Annotated in this window: 15 protein-coding genes; 7 read left to right on the top strand and 8 right to left on the bottom strand. The window is 42.1% G+C overall.

Annotated features, from left to right (window positions below):
* Positions 1-73 precede the first annotated feature (73 nt).
* Entirely contained in the window at positions 74-1639 is a 1566-nt protein-coding gene (locus tag IQ13_RS06030) for a RagB/SusD family nutrient uptake outer membrane protein (RefSeq protein WP_144885209.1), read from the bottom strand.
* Positions 1640-1663: 24 nt separating this feature from the next.
* On the bottom strand, positions 1664-4735 hold the full coding sequence (locus IQ13_RS06025) for a SusC/RagA family TonB-linked outer membrane protein (RefSeq protein ID WP_144885208.1): 3072 nt from the start codon (positions 4733-4735) through the stop codon (positions 1664-1666).
* Positions 4736-5001: 266 nt separating this feature from the next.
* On the opposite strand from IQ13_RS06025, the gene IQ13_RS06020 reads away from it, so the two are divergent.
* Positions 5002-5991, top strand: a complete 990-nt coding sequence (locus tag IQ13_RS06020) for a LacI family DNA-binding transcriptional regulator (RefSeq protein WP_144885207.1) — start codon at positions 5002-5004, stop codon at positions 5989-5991.
* Here IQ13_RS06020 and IQ13_RS06015 read toward each other — a convergent pair.
* The 3 genes from IQ13_RS06015 to IQ13_RS06005 are packed head-to-tail and all read right to left on the bottom strand — an operon-like array spanning position 5983 to position 8803.
* Positions 5983-7422, bottom strand: a complete 1440-nt coding sequence (locus IQ13_RS06015; RefSeq protein WP_144885206.1) for an O-antigen ligase family protein — start codon at positions 7420-7422, stop codon at positions 5983-5985. The genes IQ13_RS06020 and IQ13_RS06015 overlap by 9 nt on opposite strands.
* A gap of 1 nt (position 7423) precedes the next feature.
* Positions 7424-8266, bottom strand: coding sequence for a GumC domain-containing protein (locus IQ13_RS06010; RefSeq protein ID WP_144885205.1), 843 nt, complete (start codon positions 8264-8266; stop codon positions 7424-7426).
* Positions 8267-8326: 60 nt separating this feature from the next.
* Positions 8327-8803: an Lrp/AsnC ligand binding domain-containing protein gene (locus IQ13_RS06005; RefSeq protein WP_144885204.1), complete on the bottom strand. Its 477-nt coding sequence runs from the start codon at positions 8801-8803 to the stop codon at positions 8327-8329.
* A 667-nt stretch (positions 8804-9470) separates the two neighbouring features.
* Here IQ13_RS06005 and trmB point away from each other — a divergent pair.
* The 6 genes from trmB (at position 9471) to IQ13_RS05975 (ending at position 16763) form a co-directional block, all read left to right on the top strand.
* Complete coding sequence (gene trmB / locus IQ13_RS06000; protein WP_144885203.1) at positions 9471-10178, top strand: tRNA (guanosine(46)-N7)-methyltransferase TrmB; 708 nt, start codon at positions 9471-9473, stop codon at positions 10176-10178.
* 85 nt (positions 10179-10263) lie between these two features.
* A complete protein-coding gene (locus tag IQ13_RS05995) occupies positions 10264-10485 on the top strand; it encodes a C1orf53 family protein (protein WP_144885202.1) in 222 nt (73 codons plus the stop codon).
* Positions 10442-10819 (top strand): MGMT family protein, encoded by a 378-nt coding sequence (locus IQ13_RS05990; RefSeq protein WP_144885201.1) that lies wholly within the window; start codon positions 10442-10444, stop codon positions 10817-10819. Before IQ13_RS05995 ends, IQ13_RS05990 begins: the two co-directional genes overlap by 44 nt.
* Positions 10820-10955: 136 nt before the next feature.
* On the top strand, positions 10956-11660 hold the full coding sequence (locus tag IQ13_RS05985) for an outer membrane beta-barrel protein (RefSeq protein WP_158637332.1): 705 nt from the start codon (positions 10956-10958) through the stop codon (positions 11658-11660).
* 99 nt (positions 11661-11759) lie between these two features.
* Positions 11760-15338, top strand: coding sequence for an amidohydrolase family protein (locus IQ13_RS05980; protein ID WP_199758196.1), 3579 nt, complete (start codon positions 11760-11762; stop codon positions 15336-15338).
* 123 nt (positions 15339-15461) lie between these two features.
* A complete protein-coding gene (locus IQ13_RS05975; RefSeq protein WP_242009489.1) occupies positions 15462-16763 on the top strand; it encodes a sugar MFS transporter in 1302 nt (433 codons plus the stop codon).
* A 50-nt stretch (positions 16764-16813) separates the two neighbouring features.
* Here IQ13_RS05975 and IQ13_RS05970 read toward each other — a convergent pair whose 3' ends face one another.
* Genes IQ13_RS05970 through IQ13_RS05960 form a run of 3 tightly spaced genes read right to left on the bottom strand, consistent with a single transcriptional unit; the run spans position 16814 to position 21045 of the window.
* Positions 16814-17941 carry a hypothetical protein gene (locus IQ13_RS05970; protein WP_144885199.1) on the bottom strand — a complete coding sequence of 376 codons (1128 nt, stop codon included), beginning with the start codon at positions 17939-17941 and terminating at the stop codon, positions 16814-16816.
* Between the two features lie 13 nt (positions 17942-17954).
* A complete protein-coding gene (locus IQ13_RS05965; RefSeq protein ID WP_144885198.1) occupies positions 17955-19982 on the bottom strand; it encodes an OmpA family protein in 2028 nt (675 codons plus the stop codon).
* A 37-nt stretch (positions 19983-20019) separates the two neighbouring features.
* Positions 20020-21045, bottom strand: coding sequence for a PorP/SprF family type IX secretion system membrane protein (locus IQ13_RS05960; protein WP_144885197.1), 1026 nt, complete (start codon positions 21043-21045; stop codon positions 20020-20022).
* Between the last annotated feature and the right edge of the window lie 78 nt (positions 21046-21123).

The raw sequence follows: 21123 nt of genomic DNA, 5'->3' as shown, positions 1-21123 counted from the left end.
TGCACACAACTTCTCTCTAAAAAAAAGAGGCCGCTGAAACCAGCGACCTCTCCCCTATTGATTATGATACAAACTAGTACCCAGGATTTTGCTTCAAATTCGGATTTGAAGAAAGAGCGATTGCAGGAATCGGGAAAATAACCTTTGTAGGGTCAGATTCAGCCGCACGTTCCTGTACAGGTTTATTAAACACACCGTAACGAATCATATCATTTCTTCTCCAGCCTTCGAGATATAATTCACGGCCACGCTCTGCCAATAACACAGTAAGCGTTGGAGCTGCAGTTAATGCTGTTGCATTACGTCTGCTTCTGATGCTGTTTACGATTGCCAATGGAGTTTCTGCATCTGTACCACCTCTTAAGATCGCTTCTGCTTTCATTAAGCGTACATCAGATAAACGCAGGAACACAAAGTCGTTTGTACTTCCCCAGCCACCATCGTTGATAGAAGATGGATCGAGCGGGAACTTATTGGTACGGATACCACTTGCTTCACCGTTAAAGAAAATACTTACGTTACGTGTAAACACCAGTGGGTTACCGCTACGGTCTTTCAGATCAACCAGCGGATTACCGATACGCTGACCTTGAGGACCTCTTGCCTGACCTACGTTGAAACCGGCTTTAGTACCCACCTGATCTGTAAAGCCTGGCAGCGTAGCGCTCTTACGAACGTCTGCATCTTCAAAGCTGTCGTAGAAATCAGAAAGTGTTGTAAAACCATTCCAGCCAGAAGGAGCCTGGTTGTAGTGACCACCCATACAAGTAGCCCACACCATGTTAATACCATCTGTGTTTCTTCTTACAAAAATGTTTTCAGAAGAAGCGCTGTTATTTGTCCAAACAAAGTTATCCCAATAGTTTGTTTCAACAGCCAGGTTTGTATTTGCAGCAACACTATTGCAGTACTGTATTACTTTATTCATATCAGCAGCAGCAAATGTGTAAGGACCTGCAGGAGCAGTTGCAGGCGCTTTGTAAACTGCCTTGTTCAAGTACAGTTTTGCTAACAAAGCCCAAGCAGCTTCTTTTGTTGCAACATGACGGTTTGTACCTGTAAATGCAGGTAAGCCGGCAACAGCAGATTCTAATTCAGTAATAATTAAATCGATCGCTTCTGAACGAGGAACAACTGAAGGGATGGCACTGGCAGGAGCAGTTGCAGGACGTACCTGCATCTGACCAAATGCATCAATCATTAAGAAGCGGAAATAAGAGCGGAGGAATTTACCTTCTGCCTGCGCCTGGCCTGTTAACAGTTCAGCAGCAAGTGTAGATTGGAACAATGCTCCGTTTAAACCATTCCATACGTTGTTAATCTGGTTATGATCGGGACCCCATGTGTGGAGGTGCAAACGACGCCATGTACCGAAGTCGTCCCAGTCTGTACCACGGGTAGGTCCTAAAATTTCATCGGTACTGTGTTCGTTCAACGCAAACCAGTTTTCCTGGCTAACCAGCTGGTTTAACTGACCATACACAGAAGAGATGGTTGGTGCTGCAGGTGTTGCGCCATCCTTAACCACACCTATCGTTTCCTGTCCACCCAACTCCGGCTCCAGCTTCGTACAAGAAGATGTAAACAAAGCAAAAGCAGCAGCTACTCCGGCAACATAACTTTTCATACTTGTTTTCATTTATAAATAGTTTATAAGTTAAAATTAGAATCCAAGATTAAGACCAAATGTTACAACACGGGGTCTTGGATAGTTTGTGTAATCAAATCCACGAGAAGGAACACCATTGATATTTTTATCAACGTTTACTTCAGGATCGATACCAGTATACTTTGTAAACAGTGCCAGGTTCTGACCAGAAGCGTAAACAGAAAGTGACTTCACTACTTTACTGTTCTTCAGGTTAAACGCATAGCTGAGGTTTACGTTTGAAATACGGATGAAATCACCTTTCTCCAGGAAGCGGGTTGAAACGCTACCAGGGTTGAATGGATTTTCAGGGCTTGTACCTGCTGCATAAGTTACGTTACGGCCATTGCGTAAGCTACCTTTCAGGAACAACGCATTGGCTGTATTGTTATATACGTGGAAACCCCTTACAGTGTTTGCAAACACACTCAAACTCCAGTTACCCAATGTAAAGTTGTTGGTTAAACCGGCGAAGAAGTTCGGAATGGCTGTACCTACGAGTTGGTTTTGTGCACCATTTTCGTAACGGGCGTTACCATTACCATCAAATCCACGGAACACAGGCATTGACCATGTAAATAACGGTTGACCGTTGGTAAATGTTTGCGCATAAGCACCAGTTAAACCCTGGCCGCTAACGCCACCTGTAATTACAGGTACAGGCATGTCACGCAATTCGTTTTTCACAAACGTCATGTTGTAGTTTGCATCCCATGTAAATTTCTTGCCTTTGATGATTTTATAACCAAGGCTAACTTCCCAACCCTTGTTAATTACATAGCCGGGTAAGTTAATAAACCAGTTAGATGTTGGGGCGAAACCACCAGGAGTAGGAGCGTTGAACAAAATGTTTGTACGCTTTGTGTAGAAGTAGTCAACAGTAATATTAAGTCTGTTGTCTTTTGTTGTAAGGTCTACACCTGCACCTGTTGTTGCAGCTTGTTCCCATTTCAGATCGGGGTTACCTGTTTGTACCAATGTGTTTTGGTTCGCACCATTTGCATCTTTGTAGTTGAACTGGCGGTTTACAGCACCATAAGAAGGCAAACCATCCTGGCTACCCAGCACACCATAGTTTGCACGTACGCTGAAATCGCTGAACCATCTACCAAAGCTGTTTCTCGCAAACTCTTCGTTAATGAGTTTCCACTTTGCAGCAAATGCAGGGAACACGCCATAACGGTTGTTTGCACCAAACTTAGATGACCCGTCTGCACGAACTGTCGCAGTAAGGAAGTATCTGTCGTCGAACGAATAGTTTACACGACCGAAGAACGATTGTAACTCGTTTTTATCGTAACCGGGATACAGGTCTGCGTAGTTCTTGAAGTTATTGAAGTCTTTCACAAACACATCCTTAGGACCAACTACAGGGGTATTTAATCCCCAACCTACACGCTGGCTGTATTCGGTAATAAAGTTCTGGTAAGAGAAACCACCAACGATGTTGAAGTTGCTTTTTCCAAAATCTTTATCATAAGTAAGGTAATGTTCAACCAAGGTAGACTTAAGATCTAAGTTTTGTTTGGTTGTACGGCCATTACCCTGGATAGAGTTGTTATAGTTTTGTACAGTAATACCATTTGGTGTAGATAATGTAGTAGTACCGCTGTATGCGTTTGTACTTAAGCGGGGATCTGCAAATGCAATACGCTCGCTCTTCATATTATCCAAGCCTAATACCACTTTGTACGTAAGTCCTTTAGTAATATTCCAGCTACCTGAAATACTGTTCAGGAAACGGTTTACACGATCGTTATCATCGAAGTAAGCCAGCATCTGAGCCGGGTTACGCTGATCGCCGGGCTGATAAAATGAACCATCAGGATTGTAAACAGGATACGTTGGGTTAAACTGCAAAGCAGCACCCAGCAAGCTACCCTGGTAACCTGCGTTATTACTTAATGGAGGATACTGGTTCTTTGTGCTTGAGAAAGTTGAAGCTAATTCGAACTTCAGTTTATCGCCCCAGAATTTTTGTGTAATGTTTGCACGTGCAGTTAAACGCTTCAGCGAGCTGTTACGGATAATACCTTGCTGATCGTCGTACGAACCACTTAAACGTACATTGGTTGATTTGGCATTGAAGCCCCAACCGAGGTTGTAGTTTTGTGATACACCTGTACGGAAAATCTGATCCTGCCAGTCTGTATTTGCTTTCTTATCCAGCAATTCAACCGCCGCAGCAGCAGTAACAGGATCTGCACCACCATCAATATTTGCTTTTTTAGCAGCCAGGAGGAAATCCTGTGCGTTCATCAAATCGTAGCGCTTTGCAGTTGTTGCAATACTTGTTGCAGCACTAAACGTGATCTGACCTTTTTTGCCGCCTTTACCACTCTTTGTTGTAATTAATACAACACCGTTTGCACCTCTTGAACCATAAATGGCAGCAGCAGATGCATCTTTTAATACAGTAATGCTTTCAATGTCGTTCGGGTTAAGGAACATCAATGGGTTTCTTGGAGTTGAGCTACCTTCTACACCGCTGGCACTACCTAATGTACCACCGCTGGCAATAGGTACACCATCCACCACATACAATGGTTCCTGGTTACCACGAATAGAGGCTGTACCTCTAATGTTGATTGTAGCAGCTGAGCCCGGTTCGCCGCTTGCAGGAGTTACCAATACACCAGGAGTACGACCTTGTAATAACTGGTCGGGTGTAGCAATTTGTCCTTTGTTGAAATCCTTTGTGGTAATGTTCGATACAGAACCTGTGAGGTCTTTTACTTTACGTGTACCGTAACCAATTACTACTACTTCATTTAAAGCAGCATTTTGTGTTTCGAGTGTAACAGCCATAGGACCATCTGTTATACTCACTTCCTTTGTACCAAATCCTACGGAAGAAATAACAAGTGTTTTAGCACTTGTAGGAGCGCTTAAGCTAAACGAACCATCGGGGCCTGTAGTAGTAGAAACCTTTGTTCCTTTAACTGCTACTGTAGCCGAAGGAACGCCTTCGCCTTTCGAGTCGGTTACCTTACCGGTAACGGTTTTTGTTTGTGCGGTTGCAAAGGCAACAAATACAAACAAACTGAGCATGGTGAGAATGCCTCTTGCAAGTTTCGTCAAGATCATAATCAGTAGTTTTTAAAATTGTTGAGGGTTATTTATCAACACACGTCTTGCAATGACAGCCCGGAGAAAGCCCAGAATGGCCGGGATATGAAAATTCTAAAGCAGTCTTATATGGCTACACGCAATCGGTAATGTTAATCTGTTGTGAATTTATAGTAGTTTTCAGGAATTCAATCCGGAAAAACATATTAAGTTTAACCATTCGGAACCGCAAACGATTGCGAAAATAATTGCGGTGGAAAAATTAACGACCCTAATTCTCGGTTATGGCAAATGCTACATTAAAAAAAATTGCGCAGGTATTGGATATCAGTGTTTCTACGGTTTCAAGAGCATTGAAAAACCATCCTGATATTTCTGCGAGCACCAAGCAAAAGGTGATGGAGCTGGCAGAAACCCTGGAGTACGAACCCAATGCTGTAGCAGTTAACCTGCGCAGTAAAAACACAAAAGTGTTTGGTGTAATGATTCCTTCCATTACCAATAACTTTTACGACTCGTTTGTAAATGCCGTAGAAGAAGAAGTAAAAAAAGCCGGCTACTCTTTAATGATCCTGCAAAGCGGCGACGATCCTGCCATAGAAATTGAAAACCTGAAGATATACCGGCAAAACCGTGTTAGCGGCGTGTTTGTTTGTTTATCGAAAGAAACAACAAACATCGATGCCTTTCATAAAATGAAAGAGGCAAATATACCGCTCGTATTTTTTGATAAAGTGCCGGACAATGATGCGTACGACCGAGTTTGCCTTGCTGATAAAGAGGCTGCAGAAATGGCCGCTGAAGCTTTGCTGCAGAAAAAGAAAAAAAACATTCTTGCTGTTTTTGGAAATACACAGCTTTCTATTACTAAACGCAGGCTCGATGCGTTTAAAAAGATTATGCAGCAAAATACTTCTGTAGACGTTGCATACGAATTTGCCGGCAAAAGCGAAGAAGCAGAAAGCATTGCACAACGTTATTTTCAATTAAAGAAAATGCCTGACGCTGTTTTTTGCATGAGCGATGAAATATTGGTGGGCGTAATGAAATGTATACAGCGTCTGCACATTAACGTACCTGCACAAACTGGTATTATTGCTTTGAGCGATGGTTATTTCCCCGGCATTTATTATCCGGAAATAACGTACGTTGAAACAAGCGGCTACCGTTTGGGTAAACTTGCATGCGAACGGATGATGGAATGTTTAAAAGGAAAAGAAGAAACAACCGAGCTGTTTGTAAGCTCCCGCTTTGCAGAAGGAGGCTCATTGTAATACTGTTGACTGCTGCTCCTTTGTTTTAACCTGCAGACGAATAAATATTCCGAGCAGCAGAAAATAGATGCTTCCAATTTTATCGGTTTCAATTAAATCGCTCAGCAGGTTTAATGTTACAATCATGCTCAGTATTACTGCTGCAGTAATTGCCAGCGAACGCTCAAACGCATCGGTTAATGTGTGGTATGCTTTAACAGCAATTGCAAACATGCCAATGAGTAATGCAAGCAACAGCAACAACCCGGGCAATCCCTGCTCAATTGCTGCCAGCAGAAAATAATTGTGTACCGATGATCTTTCTTCATTCTTACTTACCCAGGTTTTAAACGCAGCAACCGTGTACTCTTTATAATAGGTCGTAAACGTGTTCGGACCGTAACCCTTCAGCTTTTCCTCGTTCACCATTTTCACGCCGGCAATCCAGCGGTAAAAACGTTCCATCGTAGACATATCCTTGAGTGTGTAAGTTGCCTCAAGATGTTCGTTTAAATCGAAATGCTGACGGGTAGTATTAATATCAGGTGCAAACTTCATGTAGTTGTCATTCTCCACCAGTGCAAACAACGAAACAGCGGCTACAAGTAACGTAACCGCAATTAACGAAAGCAGGAAACGCTTTTGTACAGCATGCCAGGTTATAAATCCGGATAACAAACACAGCCATGCGCCACGGGAGTATGCAAAAAATAAAGCCACTAAAAAAAGTAGCATACATGCCAGCACCCACTTACGCATCCGCTGCGATGTATAGTTGTACCAAAGCAACAACACAGGCGAAAGACATACCAGCAGTGCCGAATAGTTTACATGGTTACGAAAGAACGGGTCGAGTGTGGAATTGATCGCCTCAAACGTAAATCCTTTTGCTGCATGCTGTATTAAACTATACAATACAGTAATAAGCATGGAAAAGATGAGCGCTTTCGAAGCCGTTGCAAAATCTTCTTTTGTACGTAAAAACAATAATCCTCCCACAACAAAGGCCATAATAAACCAACCCTTTGCCAGGCAGTATTTAATACTCAGCCAAACTTCTTGTGAAAACAAAACTGTTACCAGCATCCACAGCAACTGCAGCAACAATAAAACAACAAGACTGCTTTTCTTTATTTCAACAGGCAGTACATGCGGCTTCACTAAAAATAGTACCAACAGACTTCCTGCAAGCAGCAACATTAAAGGCTCGTCCGGTAAATCGGTAGAAAGTGTGGCTGTTACTTCAAACTCAGTTGAAAGCGGAATGGCAAACAATAAAACAAAAAACAGAAAGCGAAGGTTGAAACCAAATGCAATACCGGCCAATACTGCAAAGGGTAACACCAATAACAGGTTTTGCTGAAATACAATACCTGCAACAAAACAGGTTACAGCAGCTATAGCCGGTAGCCAAAAAGAAAAAACATCTTTTCTTGTAAAAATGCCCTGCATATCAGTTTTCTTTCAACTGCGAGCGCCATTCAATAAAAATGAACAACAATAGTGCAAACACAAAAGAAGCAACAGCAGCGAGCAGCACAGCTGCCAGAATTTTAGGTTTATCTTTTTTTAATGCAGGTAAGGCTTCTTCAATTACAAACAAAGCGCTTACATCGTTAATACTTGTTGTAAACTGTTGTATAAGCTTTTCTGTTTCGTTTAACCTGGTAATAAGCCCTTCTTTACGGGCTGCTAAAAATGCATCATTTTTATTCTCCAACAATTGCTCTACCTGTTGCAAAGTATCTTTTTGTACATTGAAATCGTGCTGCAGCTTTTGTTGTATTTCAATCTTCATTGTATTAAATGATGCAACACTTTTAGCATTTACTCTTGCAACTATTGCATTAGCAATAGCTGCTGCCAGTTTTTTATCGGTATCCCACACATTTATTTTTACATGGCCAAACTCGTTTTTATGGATACGCACATTTTCTTTGTATTCATAATCGGCCAGGTAAGCTGCTTTATCGCCTGCGGAAGAAAGTTTATAGTGTTCAACCAGTTTAAAACTGTCCACCATAAAACGGCACATTTCTTCCGATCGTGCTAGTGCCATTAAGCGATCGTTGTCCAACTCTCCACCATAATAAAAATATTGCTCCCAAAATTCGGTACGGTAAATGTTCGACCGATCGCCCAGATTAGGATTGGCTGCTGTAAACACCGCCGTACTTCTGTAATAAGGCTTCTGTAAAAACAGAATACCTCCTGTTGCTAATGTTGCAAGCAGTACAATAACCGCTACTTGTTTCCAGCGTTTCTTTATCAGTTCACATACGATATCTAAGTTCATACACAGTACACGGGTTGTAGGTTGACTAAAGTACAATTAGTTTTCTGTACGCTGTTCAAATCAGGCAAGGTTAGAAGCTACCTGTACTTTGCGGTTAAAACTTTCTTCCAGCGATATGAGTGTTTCGGTACGTTCAATGCCTTTTATTTTCTGCAACGCATCGTGCAAAACATAACGCAGCTGGTTAATATCCTTACACACCACTTCAATAAACATACTGTAATTACCTGTTGTATAATTGAGGCGTACAATCTCCGGAATCTTTTGGAGGTCTTTTGCAACCGTATCGTAGAGTGAGCTCTTTTCGAGGTATACACCTATGAAGGCTGTTATATCGTAACCCAGTGCTTTCAGGTCTACATTAAGCTTGGTACCTTTTACAATACCATGCTCCTGCAGTTTTTTAATACGAACATGGATGGTACCACCCGAAACAAAAAGCTTTTTACCCAAATCGGCATACGATATCTGCGCATCTTCCATCATTTCGGAGATGATCTGCATGTCGAGTTTGTCAAGATTCAATTTAGTGGCCATAACAGAATGCTATTTTGAAATTATTTCAATATTAGTAATATTTTTTTGAACACAATCGAAATTTTTAAAATTTATGTTTGAAAATGTTCAACAAAAGGGAAAGATGGTTTAATATTGCTCTGTAATCGTTCTTTGAACAACATACTGTGGAGTGATGAAATTTTCGGCAGACATGCCCTCTCGTCTCGGGGGTGGAGAATTCAGGATAAAGTCCGGCAACGGTACCTAACTGCTCCGTGGAGGTTCGACCCCTCCCTCTACAGCAAAACAAAACTCCAAAATACAAAAACCAATTACCAAGGCTGTATTTGTTTGGACTTTGGAAGTTGATTTTTGGATTTTACTTTTTGTTCTTTTACACTGTGGGGTGATGAAATTTTTGGCAGACATGCCCTCTCGTCTCGGGGGTGGAGATAACAGGATAAACGCAACATAGAGCCGACGTTACTTTTGGTAAGGCCGACCGGGGTTGACCACTAAACTTTGTGTTGCAGCTAACTGCTCCGTGGAGGTTCGAACCCTCCCCCTACAGCATCTTATTTCGGCGCAAACCGATAACCTTGCTTTCCGTACAGATTTTTCTCATGCTTTTTTACGATTGCCTTTTGTTTTTACAAAGGGCTTTTTTGTTTTTATTGCTTTCCCGCACCACTTACCTTTGCCCGCTATGGGACAAAAAAAGCTCATCCGTTTTGCAGAAATAGAAACCTTTGCCAATGTATTGCAGTACCCGCAACACATGAAGGGGCAGTGGGGTGCCTTTTTTAAAAATGAACATGCACTGACCCTGGAGCTGGCCTGTGGTAAAGGCGAATATGCTGTTGGGCTGGGCCGCATGTACCCGCAACGGAATTTCATCGGTATCGATTTAAAAGGCAACCGCATTTGGGTGGGCGCCAAAACAGCTATTAAAGAAAATCTCGGTAATGTGGCGTTTGTACGTTCGCAAATAGACCAGGTGAACAATTACTTTACCGCTGCTGAAGTAAGTGAAATCTGGATCACCTTTCCCGATCCGCAATTGCGTGCATCCAAACATAAAAAACGGTTAACGCATCCCAAATTCTTACGCCTGTACCAACAGTTTCTTCAACCGGGCGGCTTTGTTCATTTAAAAACCGATTCACCGGTATTGTATCAATTCACCAAAAAAGTAATTGAGCTGTACGATTTACCCTTGCACGAAGCAACCGACGATTTATATAAACAGCCAACCATCAGCGACGAGCTAAAAATTAAAACGCATTACGAAGGATTGGATATTGCACAAAGCAATCGTATTCATTACCTGCGTTTCGGTTTACCAACAGGCGAGTTATTGGTTGAAAAAGACAGCCTGTTAAAACAATGGGTGTTCGATACAGAAAAAGAATGAACAGCTGCAAAAAGAAGCAAAGAATTACTGCAACAAAACATACTGCTATTGGTTAAAAAGTTTTACTTCGTTTGCATTTTCAACTATGAACAAGTTAAAAGAAGGTATCGATTTTTATTACGATGAGCAGGATAACGTTGTGCTCACCGCAAAGTACCATCTTGACAAAGGCTATTGTTGTGGCCATGGTTGCAGACATTGCCCTTACGATTATGAAGCAGTTCCGGAACCCCGTCGTACCTTGGTAATAAAAGAACGGAACAATGCCCAGCAAAAAGCAAGCAACCAAACTACCAACAGCAGGTAAGGCAAAAGAATATTCTTTTTTTGATGATGTATACGATGTGGTGCGGCAAATACCAAAAGGCCGTGTAACATCGTACGGTGCAATTGCCGCTTACCTTGGCACTAAACTTTCCGCACGTATGGTTGGCTGGGCCATGAATGGTGCACACAATGTACAACCCAAAGTACCTGCACAACGTGTAGTAAACCGCAACGGTATGCTTACCGGCAAAGCACATTTTGCAACACCTACGCAAATGGAAGAGTTACTGAAAAAAGATGGTGTTGCTGTAAAGAATGATACGGTTGTTGATTTTGCAAAACGTTTTTGGGATCCGGCCATTGAATTAGCTTAACATCCATTACATATATTTCTCATAATACCCAATGGTGGGTATCGCTGCAAATAAGGCTGCATCTATTTTTGCTCCTCACCAAATCAAACGACTGTTGCTTATTACTGTTATAAGCACTGCGTCCGATCTCAACTTTATGCAAAAGATTTTTCTAACGCTTACCTGTTTATTTGTTTTCTCGTTCGTACTTGCCCAAAAGAAACAACCTGTATTTGTAAAAGCAAGCTTTGGCAGCAGCAATATTCATTACTATAACAAGGCCGATTCAAAATTTGCGTATGGCTTAGAACTGGAAACCTTGCTGCCACTTATACCCGGCAACAGCAACGCAAGCCGGTTATTATTGGCTCCACATGCAGGTATTGTATCAACGGGTTACGATGCCAACAGGAAAATGATGTTAATCAAACCATTTCAACGGCATTTTCGCATGTATAATTTTACAGCACATTTACCTTTAACCATCGCCAGTAAAAACTTTAATCGTGAAGATGGAGTAGCTGTTGGTGCAGGACCCTATGTGCATTATGCGTTGTTTGGCAGATACAAGAACACCGAAGATTATCCCGATACAAAAGAGTCTATACAGTTTGGCGAAAAAGCCAGCGACGATCGCAGCCGTATTGATTACGGACTGGGTTTAAAACTTATGCTGCGTATGAAAGGCGGTATGTTTGGCTTTCAATATAATTACGGTTTGAACAATCTTATACCTGCTGACAGAGCCGATGCAACGCCGCAAACCTATGTTGGTTCAACTTCTACCGGTACACTTACCTTTTCCGGTCCGGCAAAAATGGCCACCCGCAGTTTTTTGTTTAGTATGAGTTTTGAGTTATAAGAGAAAAATAAAAACCATCCGTTACTTAAGCCGAACATCACTTTTTTAAAAATTTTCAACTTCATACTGTACCTTACCATTTCTAAAACCTTATACAGTATGAGAAGATCTGCTATTGTACTGGCAATGCTTGGCTTTGCTGCGCCTCTTGCTGCGCAACAACCGGCCAAAGACAGTGTTAAAAAAGACACGATGCCTTATACGGCATTTGCCAGCCTTCCACTTAAACCAACCAGACAGGTGAAATTCAGCACTAAAGAAGGAACCTGGATGAGTGTGGATGTTAGTCCCGATGGTAAAACCATTGCCTTCGATTTGATGGGTGATATTTATACCATGCCCATTGAAGGTGGTAAAGCCACCCAGGTAACAAAAGGTATTGCGTATGAAACGCATCCACGCTTTAGCCCTGATGGAAAGAAAATATTATTTACCAGCGACAGAAGCGGCAGTGATAATATCTGGTACATTGATACCGAGAAAAAAGACACGGTACAGTTAACCAAGGAAGCAACAGAAGATTTTCCTGCAGCTGTATGGACGCCCGATGGCAATTACATCATCGCCAGTAAAGGCCGTCGTATTCCGAAGCTTTTCCTTTATCATAAAGATGGTGGCGGCGGTACACAACTTACCGATGGATCGCCTGCAACAAAAATGATTGATCCGTTTTTGAGTGCCGATGGTAAAACCATTTACTTCAGCATGCGTAACGGATCGTGGAATTACAATGCATTGTTACCGCAATACCAGATTGGTACATATGATCGGGTGAAAGGCATCATGAATTCCATCACCACCCGTTACGGTTCGGCGTTTACACCCACACTAAGCAAAGACGGACAGTGGATGGTGTATGGCAGCCGTTACCAGGATAAAACAGGTTTGGTTATCCGCAATATGAAGAATGGCGATGAACGCTGGCTGGCTTATCCTGTACAACGAGATGAACAGGAGAGTATTGCACCGCAAGGTGTATTACCCGGCATGGCGTTTACCCCCGACAGTAAGTTTTTAGTTGCCAGCTATGGCGGTAAAATATGGCGCATACCTGTTGATGGCAGTAAAGCAACAGAAGTAAGTTTTGAAGCAGATGTAGTGCTCGATATGGGTCCACGTTTGTATTTCAATTATGCCATTAAAGACACCACTGCAAAGCTTGCTACACAAATACGTGATGCCGTACCAAGTCCCGATGGTAAGAAATTAGCATTTACTGTATTGAACCGTTTGTATGTAATGGATTATCCCAACGGTACAGCAAAACGTGTAACCACTCACAACTTTACCGAAGCCATGCCTGCATGGAGCCCTGATGGTACACAATTGGTTTTTGTTACATGGAATGAAACCGATGGCGGTCATTTATACAAAGCAACATTGGGTACTAAACCTGCTGTTACAAAACTTACAACCGAAGCCGGTTTTTATATGCAGCCTGCGTGGAGTTACAACAACCGCATTGCGTTTTTCCGTGCACCGGTGCGTTTGTTTAAAGATGCAGAAGATCCGTTCTATAGCGGAGCAGAAGGCGAAATTGTATGGATTGCTCCAACAGGTGGTGCTATTACCAAAGTAGATAACGCCAACGGACGTGGCAACATTCACTTTACAAAAGATACTGAACGTATTTTCTTAAATGCAGGTGGCGGTACACTCATGTCGATCCGTTGGGATGGTACTGATCCGAAAGTGTATGTACGCATTACCGGCATCACCACCTATGGTTCTATTGCCGATGCGGATGATCACAGCAATCATGAACATATTGCAGTTAACAGCAAGGCCTATGTAATGGGTAAGGCCATGATGAAAACAGATCCGTTAAACTATTGCATGCTGCCCGAAGGTGCCAGCAGCCGTGAGCCGCAGAATCTTCCATCGAGTGCTGATATTATTTTAATGGCACCCGAAGGTAACCTGGCATTGGCACAGGTAAACAATAATGTATATGTGGTAACAGTACCCGAAACAGGAAAGCTAACCAGCATCAATGTTGGTACGCCTGCCTTCAGCGCATTCCCTTCCCGCCAGTTAACTGAAATAGGTGGTGAGTTTCCTGCATGGGAAGCAAACGGCAAACGTGTACACTGGAGTTTAGGAAACGGACATTGGGTGTACGATGTAGCACGGGCAGAGTTTGTAGAAGACTCTGTAAAAACAGCGAAGAAACTGGAAGCACAAAAAGCTGCTGATAGTGTAAAAGCATTACTGGCGCTGGGACCTGATGCAAAAAAACTGGCCGACTCTTTAGCAAAGAAGTATACCGATTCTATGGCTGTTGTGTTGAAAGCTGATACGGCACGTGCAAAACGTGAAGCATTGGCCAAAGAAGAGCAGAAGAAGAAAGAGAAATACAGTCCGGATGAAACACAGGTAAAAGTGTATTTCAATAAAGACATTCCTAACTCTACCATGGTATTGAAACATGCACGCATTGTAACCATGAAGGGTGAGGAGGTGATTGAAGATGGTGATGTGCTGATCGTGAACAACCGGATTAAAGCCGTTGGCAAATCGGGGACACTAACCATACCTGCAGGAGCAAAAGAAATTGATTGTACCGGTAAAACCATTACACCGGGTTTTGTTGATACGCATTCGCACATGTGGACCTATTGGGGTTTGCATAAAAACACATCGTGGATTTATGCTGCCAATCTTGCTTATGGTGTTACCACCACAAGAGATCCGCAAACTGCAGTTACCGATGTATTAACCTGGGGCGATATGGTAGAAGCCGGACAAATTCCCGGTCCACGTATTTACAGCACCGGTCCAGGTGTAGGTTACTGGATGTATAATTTAAAGAGCCTGGAGCAAACACGCAATGTATTGAAGCAGTACAGCAAATACTTCAACACACAATACATTAAAATGTACCTGGTTGGTAACAGGCAACATCGCCAGTGGGTAATTATGGCAGCGAAAGAACAACAGCTGATGCCGACAACCGAAGGTGGTTTGGATTTTAAATTAAACATGACGCAGTTGTTCGATGGCTATCCCGGTCATGAACATGCCATTCCTGTGTTTCCGTTGTACAACGATTTAACCAAAACCATTGCTGAAAGTAAAATGGCGTACACACCTACTTTACTTGTTGCGTATGGCGGACCTTGGGCTGAAAACTATTACTATACAACAGAAAGTCCGGTGCATGATAAAAAACTCAACTTCTTTACACCGTATGAAGAGCTGAGTGCAAAAAGCCGCCGCCGTGCCGGCGGTTTAGGTGGATGGTTTACACCGGAAGATCACGTGTTTCAAAAACATGCGCAAAGTGTAAACAGCGTGGTGCAGCAAGGTGGTTTAGCAGGCATCGGCAGTCATGGTCAGTTGCAGGGCCTCGGTTATCATTGGGAAGTGTGGAGCGTGGCCAGTGGAGGCATGAGTAACATGAACGCTTTACGCACTGCAACCATACTTGGTGCAACCGCTTTAGGATTAGATAAAGAACTCGGCAGTATTGAAGAAGGTAAACTGGCTGACATTATTATTATGGATGCGAATCCTTTGCAGAATATCCGCAATACCAATACCATCCGTTATGTAATTAAGAACGGACGCTTGTACGATGGTAATACATTGGATGAAGTGTATCCTACTCCACGCAAAATGGATGTGGGCAGCTGGACCAAAGAAGCACCAAAGGTGACGACTGAGGTAAAGGAGTAAGCTCATTGTTCTATAAACGAAAAGCCGCATCACGCTGAGTTGATGCGGCTTTTTATTTGTGCAACCGTTTGTTTTCGTCAATACATATCGTTTAGCTTATTTTCATTGCCCTAAAAACAACCAATGCAAAACGTAATTCAAATGACCGGAGCAAAGAAAGAAACGAATCTTATACCCATGATCATTGTGTGTGCCCTGTTCTTCATTTTCGGGTTTGTAACCTGGGCCAACGGTACGCTCATTCCTTTCTTTAAACTGTCGTTTGGCTTAAGCGACTTTCAGGCTTTCTTTGTTACGTTTTCCTCGTACATGGCTTACTTCTTTTTAGCACTTCCTTCCTCCTGGATTTTAAAGAAAACAGGTTTTAAAAACGGATTGGTATTGGGTATGCTCATACTCGGTATGGGTTCGTTGTTGTTTATACCGGCGGCTAAAACAAATTCGTTTGCACTTTTTTTAACCGGCATTTTTATACAGGGTTCTGCATTGGCACTTTTGCAAACTGCATCGAATCCGTATCTGACGATCATCGGTCCTATTGAAAGTGCGGCCAAACGCATCAGCATTGCCGGTGTGTGTAACAAAGGAGCCGGTATGTTGGTGCCGGTAATTATGGGCACGCTGTTTTTAAAAAATGCAGCAGCCATTGAAAAACAAATTGAAGCTGCAAGCGGTGTAGCAAAAGAACAACTGTTGCAGGAAGTGTTGGGCCGTGTGAACATGCCTTACATTGTATTGGCCATTGTGTTTTGTTTGTTTGCGTTGGTGATTAAGTTTACTTCTTTACCCGAAATACAGTTGGAAGAAGATGTGGTAGATGAAACGAGTGGCGAAGTGATTCACCATAAAAGTATTTTTCAGTTTCCACATTTGTTCCTCGGTGCACTCTGCATTTTTGTATATGTAGCGGCCGAAGTAATGGCAGGTGATATTATTGGTGTGTACGGCAAATCGCTTGGCATCAGTGCCGATATTTCCAAGTTCTTTACATCGCTTACATTGGGTGGAATGTTGCTGGGTTATCTAATTGGTATCATCAGCATTCCCAAATATCTGTCGCAGCAAATGGCCTTGCGCATTTGTGCTTTGCTGGGTATTGCCTTCAGCATTGGTGCATACCTTAGCAGTGGTTATGTAGCTGTTACGTTTATTGCTTTGCTGGGCTTAGCCAACTCGTTAATGTGGCCGGCTATTTTTCCGTTAGGCATCAGTCACCTCGGTAAGTTTACCAAAACAGGTTCGGCCATTATGATCATGGGTATTGCCGGTGGCGCCATTTGGCCAATGATCTATGCATTTCTGAAAGACAACCTGCAGCTCGATTTTCAACTGGCGTATTTTATTGCTGTACTTCCTTGTTATTTGTACATCCTTTATTTTGCGGTGAGCGGGCATAAGGTGGGAGTGAGGAAAAAATATGCTTAATTAATTTATTATGAAATGGAGAAGCCGCATTGAAAGATGCGGCTTCTCCATTATTTTCCAACAACTGGAACTATTTTTGTTACTATTATAGGATCAGAAAAAGTCTTTTTCTCATACTTTGGTTGAATACTAACATCGCTGTAGGATTTTTCTTCATACTCATTTGTTTCAATGATTGCAACTACTTTAACAGTAACATCAATCCCTTGCATTATATTGTCATTTGATAAAAGTATAAAGAATGTGCCTTGACACATTCCCATATTATTAAAGTTTTTAAATCCAGCAACCCCCTTCCCCTGATCAAATATTCGATATTGTTGACCAGCAAGAAAAAGGTTTCGATTTTGTTGATCTGAAACTGCATAGCTAACATCCTCTCCAATTTTTGGAACAAGCAAATCAGCTACTGCGCCAAGGGCCAATGCACCCAACGGGCTTACGAAATAGGTTGAAGCTCCTTTTGCTAGTTTACTTATAGATTGACTATTTTGTTTCCATGCCTGATTCGCCTCCTCACCTACACCAACCCAGTAGGCCCATGATACAACCTTCTTAGTTTTGTATAAACCCAACTCATTTACAGGAAGTGTAAAAAATAATGAAGTTTTATTACCATTATCGTTTGTTGTCGAATGAACTCGCTGAGTTTTATCAAAAATGAGAAGTTCTTTTCTTTCTGTGCTTTTTAATTCACGTTTAGTTTTTTGTGTATATAAAGTATCATACCCTATTACAACGTCTTTTGTGTATGTTTTATAAGTCGTTTCTTGTTTTGTTTCCCAAGTAACTTGTGTATTAAAATTTCGTGTTTCCTCATTTGAGGGAATTCGCTGAATCTTAATTTGACAAATTCTTCCACTCATTGCGGAATTCTTAAACCGAAATACATATACACCTGTTTGATTTACTGATATAGTCTTATTCTCAATTTTATGCGTTTTATAGTCCGAAAATTTTGAATTTGAAGGATACTCAAGAATCTCAATTTCTTTCATTTCCTTTTTACCTACTTCCTTAAAGTTAAAAATGATTTTATCTCCTTTAGCAAAACCTAATAATATTTCTTCATCTTTAAATCCTCCAATTCTAATAGTCTGTTCAGTTACGTCAACAACATCTTGAGAAATCGCTGGAAGTGAAAAGAATAAAATAATAGTAGTTAAAAGTATACGCATTGTAATAAGTTTTTTATTCTTCTTCTTTCGGCGGATAAGAAATATTGATCAAACCTCTTCTGTTTTTTGCACGGCCATCGGCATTATCACGGCCGTTGATGATTTCCATCTCCAGCGGACAACATTCACCAAATGATTCGAAGCTGATGCGTGCAGAATCAACACCCTTCGCCATCAAATAATCGGCACAGGCTTTGGCCCGACGATCAGACAATATCTTATTGTATTCAACCGAACCTAAACCATCGGTATAACCGCTGATCTGCACAATGGCGCCGGGGTTCTTCACCAGTATATCGTACAACGAATCGAGTTTGAAAGCAGCATCGGGTTTAATGTTGTGCTTATCAAAATCGAAGTAAACAGTTACCACAGTTTCCGGTGTAAGAATAATTTTACGGTCGAGTACAATATCGTTGTTGGTAAAGGTTGTGCTGCTCCAATCGCTCTCGTCTGTTTTAACAATGCTGACGTTGCTTTGCTTTTCGCTGTAACGGTGTTTGCTTACTGTTACTGTACCTTCTGCATCGGTTTCAATTGCTGTTTTGTAGCGTCCGTTTGCATCAGTGGTTACTTTCAGTTGCTTACCATTTACATTTATAACAACAGTTGCATTAGCTACCGGCTGGTTATCTTTTTTATCGAGCACAATACCCGTGAAGATTTTTTTCTTCGGCGCTTTTGTAACGGTGTAAGTTTCTAAACAACATTCCGAACCACGATCGCTGCTGAATACTGCATTCGTTAACAGGTTCTGTTGATCGCTTGTAAAAAAGTAAACATCATCACGAACCGAGTTTACAGGATAGCCCATATTTTCAACAGCAGTAAAGTTGCTGCCTTCACCTTTTGCTGTAAACAAATCAAATCCACCCATGCCTGCTTTACCATCGGTTGCAAACACCAATGTTTTGGTTGCGCTGTGGTAGAACGGTGTTTGTTCGTCGTGTGGCGTATTGATGGCTGCACCGGTGTGCATGGCTTCACCAACCGTACCGTCGGCATTTACAGGTGCATACCAAATATCGTAACCACCTTTACCACCAGCACGGTTCGATGAGAAGAATAAATATTTCCCATCGGCACTCAGCTGCGGATGTTTGCTGCTGCCATCCTTGTTTACTGTTGTAACTTCTTCTGCAGTACTCCAGCCATCTGCTGTTTTGGATGCATGATAAACAGCAAATACCTGTTTACCGCTTTCTGTTTTCCATTGTGTAAAATACAAATGCTTTCCATCGGCACTAGTTGTAGCAGCACCCTGGTTGGCTGTTGCATCGGCACCAACCGTAAGCGGTTCGCTTACACTCAATACATTGTTTGCAAGTGTTGCGGTGTACAAACGATTATGATTCGGATTTACACCTGCCTGTGCAGCTGTATCTTTTTCTGTACCGGTTACTACAAACTGATTGCCTGCATATACCGGTGCAAATACACCCTTATCTGTACTTACTGCAAATTTCTGCAGCGTGTACATAACGGTATCAGGCCTTGCAGTTTGTTGCTTCACATAGTTCAATGTCTTTAATTCATTTTCTGCTGCAGCTCTGTATGGATCGTTGGCTGTTGCTTTTGCTAAAAACTCATTCAGGCTTTCTTCTGCTGCTGCATAATTACCCAATGCACGCTGGCATACAGCGTACCAGTACAATGCATGTGCGTAGTTATTCATGTCAGCAGCTGCAACGGCTTTGTAACGTTCTGCAGCCTGCGGTAAGTAATGTGCCAGGCGATAACTTTCGGCCTGCTTATACAACAGATCGTTTTTTGTAACGCCTTTACCCATGCTGCTTCCCTGGCGGCCATGCTTGGCATTGAGTGGAAAATCAGCTTTGGATTTTTCCTTTGGTGAAGGTTTTAAATACTGCTCGTATAAATTAGCGGCAGTAAGAAAATCACCCGCTGCAAAATATTGTTCGGCTTGTTTTATGCGTTGATCGACCTGCGCAGTTGCCTGTTGCATAACAGTACATGCAAACAAACACAGTGCTGTGCGGCCGGCTGTTTTATAAAGGCTATTGGTATGTTTGGTTTTCATGAATTCTTTTTTATTGGGTTCTTTCAATGGCTTACAATTAAAAACGTGCACAACGGATAAAGTCGAACACACTTCTTGTTCCGCTGCGTTTGATGTAGGATAAGCTCAGTTCAAAACTGTTTACATTGCGGTTCATGGCGCCCAGCTTCGATGCATTTACATCGTAACTCAAACCCACCACAAAGTTTTTCCAATCCACACCAATAAACGGAGCTACTGCATCTTTTACACGATAGTAAGCACCAAACATAAAATCGGTTTCTTCATTTACATTCAGCTGCACATAGGTACCGAGCATGGCTTCTGTTGCTGTGCCCTGGCGGTTGATCAATACATGCGGAATAATGCTGGTACGTTCCGATAAATTATAACTGATACCACCATGCAACACATAACGAAGCGGAATGGTATTCAACGCTGTGCTTTGTGAAGTAACGATGGGGTCTTTCGGACGGTTGATGTGAAAGAACGATACACCGGCAAAGCTGTTGATTTTTTTATCGGGTGTTGCATCGTAATACAAAGCACCTGCACCTGCATCAAATACCGTTGTATTGGTCGTACCAAAACTTTCGCTGGTAGCATTGTTTGAATTATAGCCAGTGATGGGATTCCATTGATCGCCCCATTTGAATTTTGTTTGATCGACTCTGCGGTTGATTAAACCACCTTGCACCGCTAATACCAAGCGATGATTATTATCGGCACCAAACTTTACGCCTGTATATGCTACCGATACCTGTGCGTTGAGGTAATTAAAACCACCATCGCCAGCTTTTTGATTCAACAGATTAACACCAAGTGCAATGTTTTTATTGGTACGTGTATCAAACGATACACCTGTTGTACTGTACGGATTGGTAATGCTTCCCCATTGGTTACGGTATACACCCGATACACGGTATTCACCATCGCTGCCGCCTGTCATGGCCGGATTGATGTACATCGGGTAAGTGTAGTTCTGGGTGAAATGCGGATCTGTTTGCGCAACGGATTGAAGTACGCTTACCAAAAGCAGGCATGCTGTCAGTAAACCCTGTTGTGCGATGAATTTATTTTTCATGTGCATTTTTATTATTGTTTTTCAATTGCCACATGTTATATCTATAAAAATTATTGTCGCTGCTTGTATAAAATAGCT

The sequence above is a fragment of the Lacibacter cauensis genome (assembly GCF_007830055.1).
Classification (GTDB): Bacteria; Bacteroidota; Bacteroidia; order Chitinophagales; family Chitinophagaceae; genus Lacibacter; species Lacibacter cauensis.
This window is presented reverse-complemented; position numbering and strand designations above follow the sequence as displayed.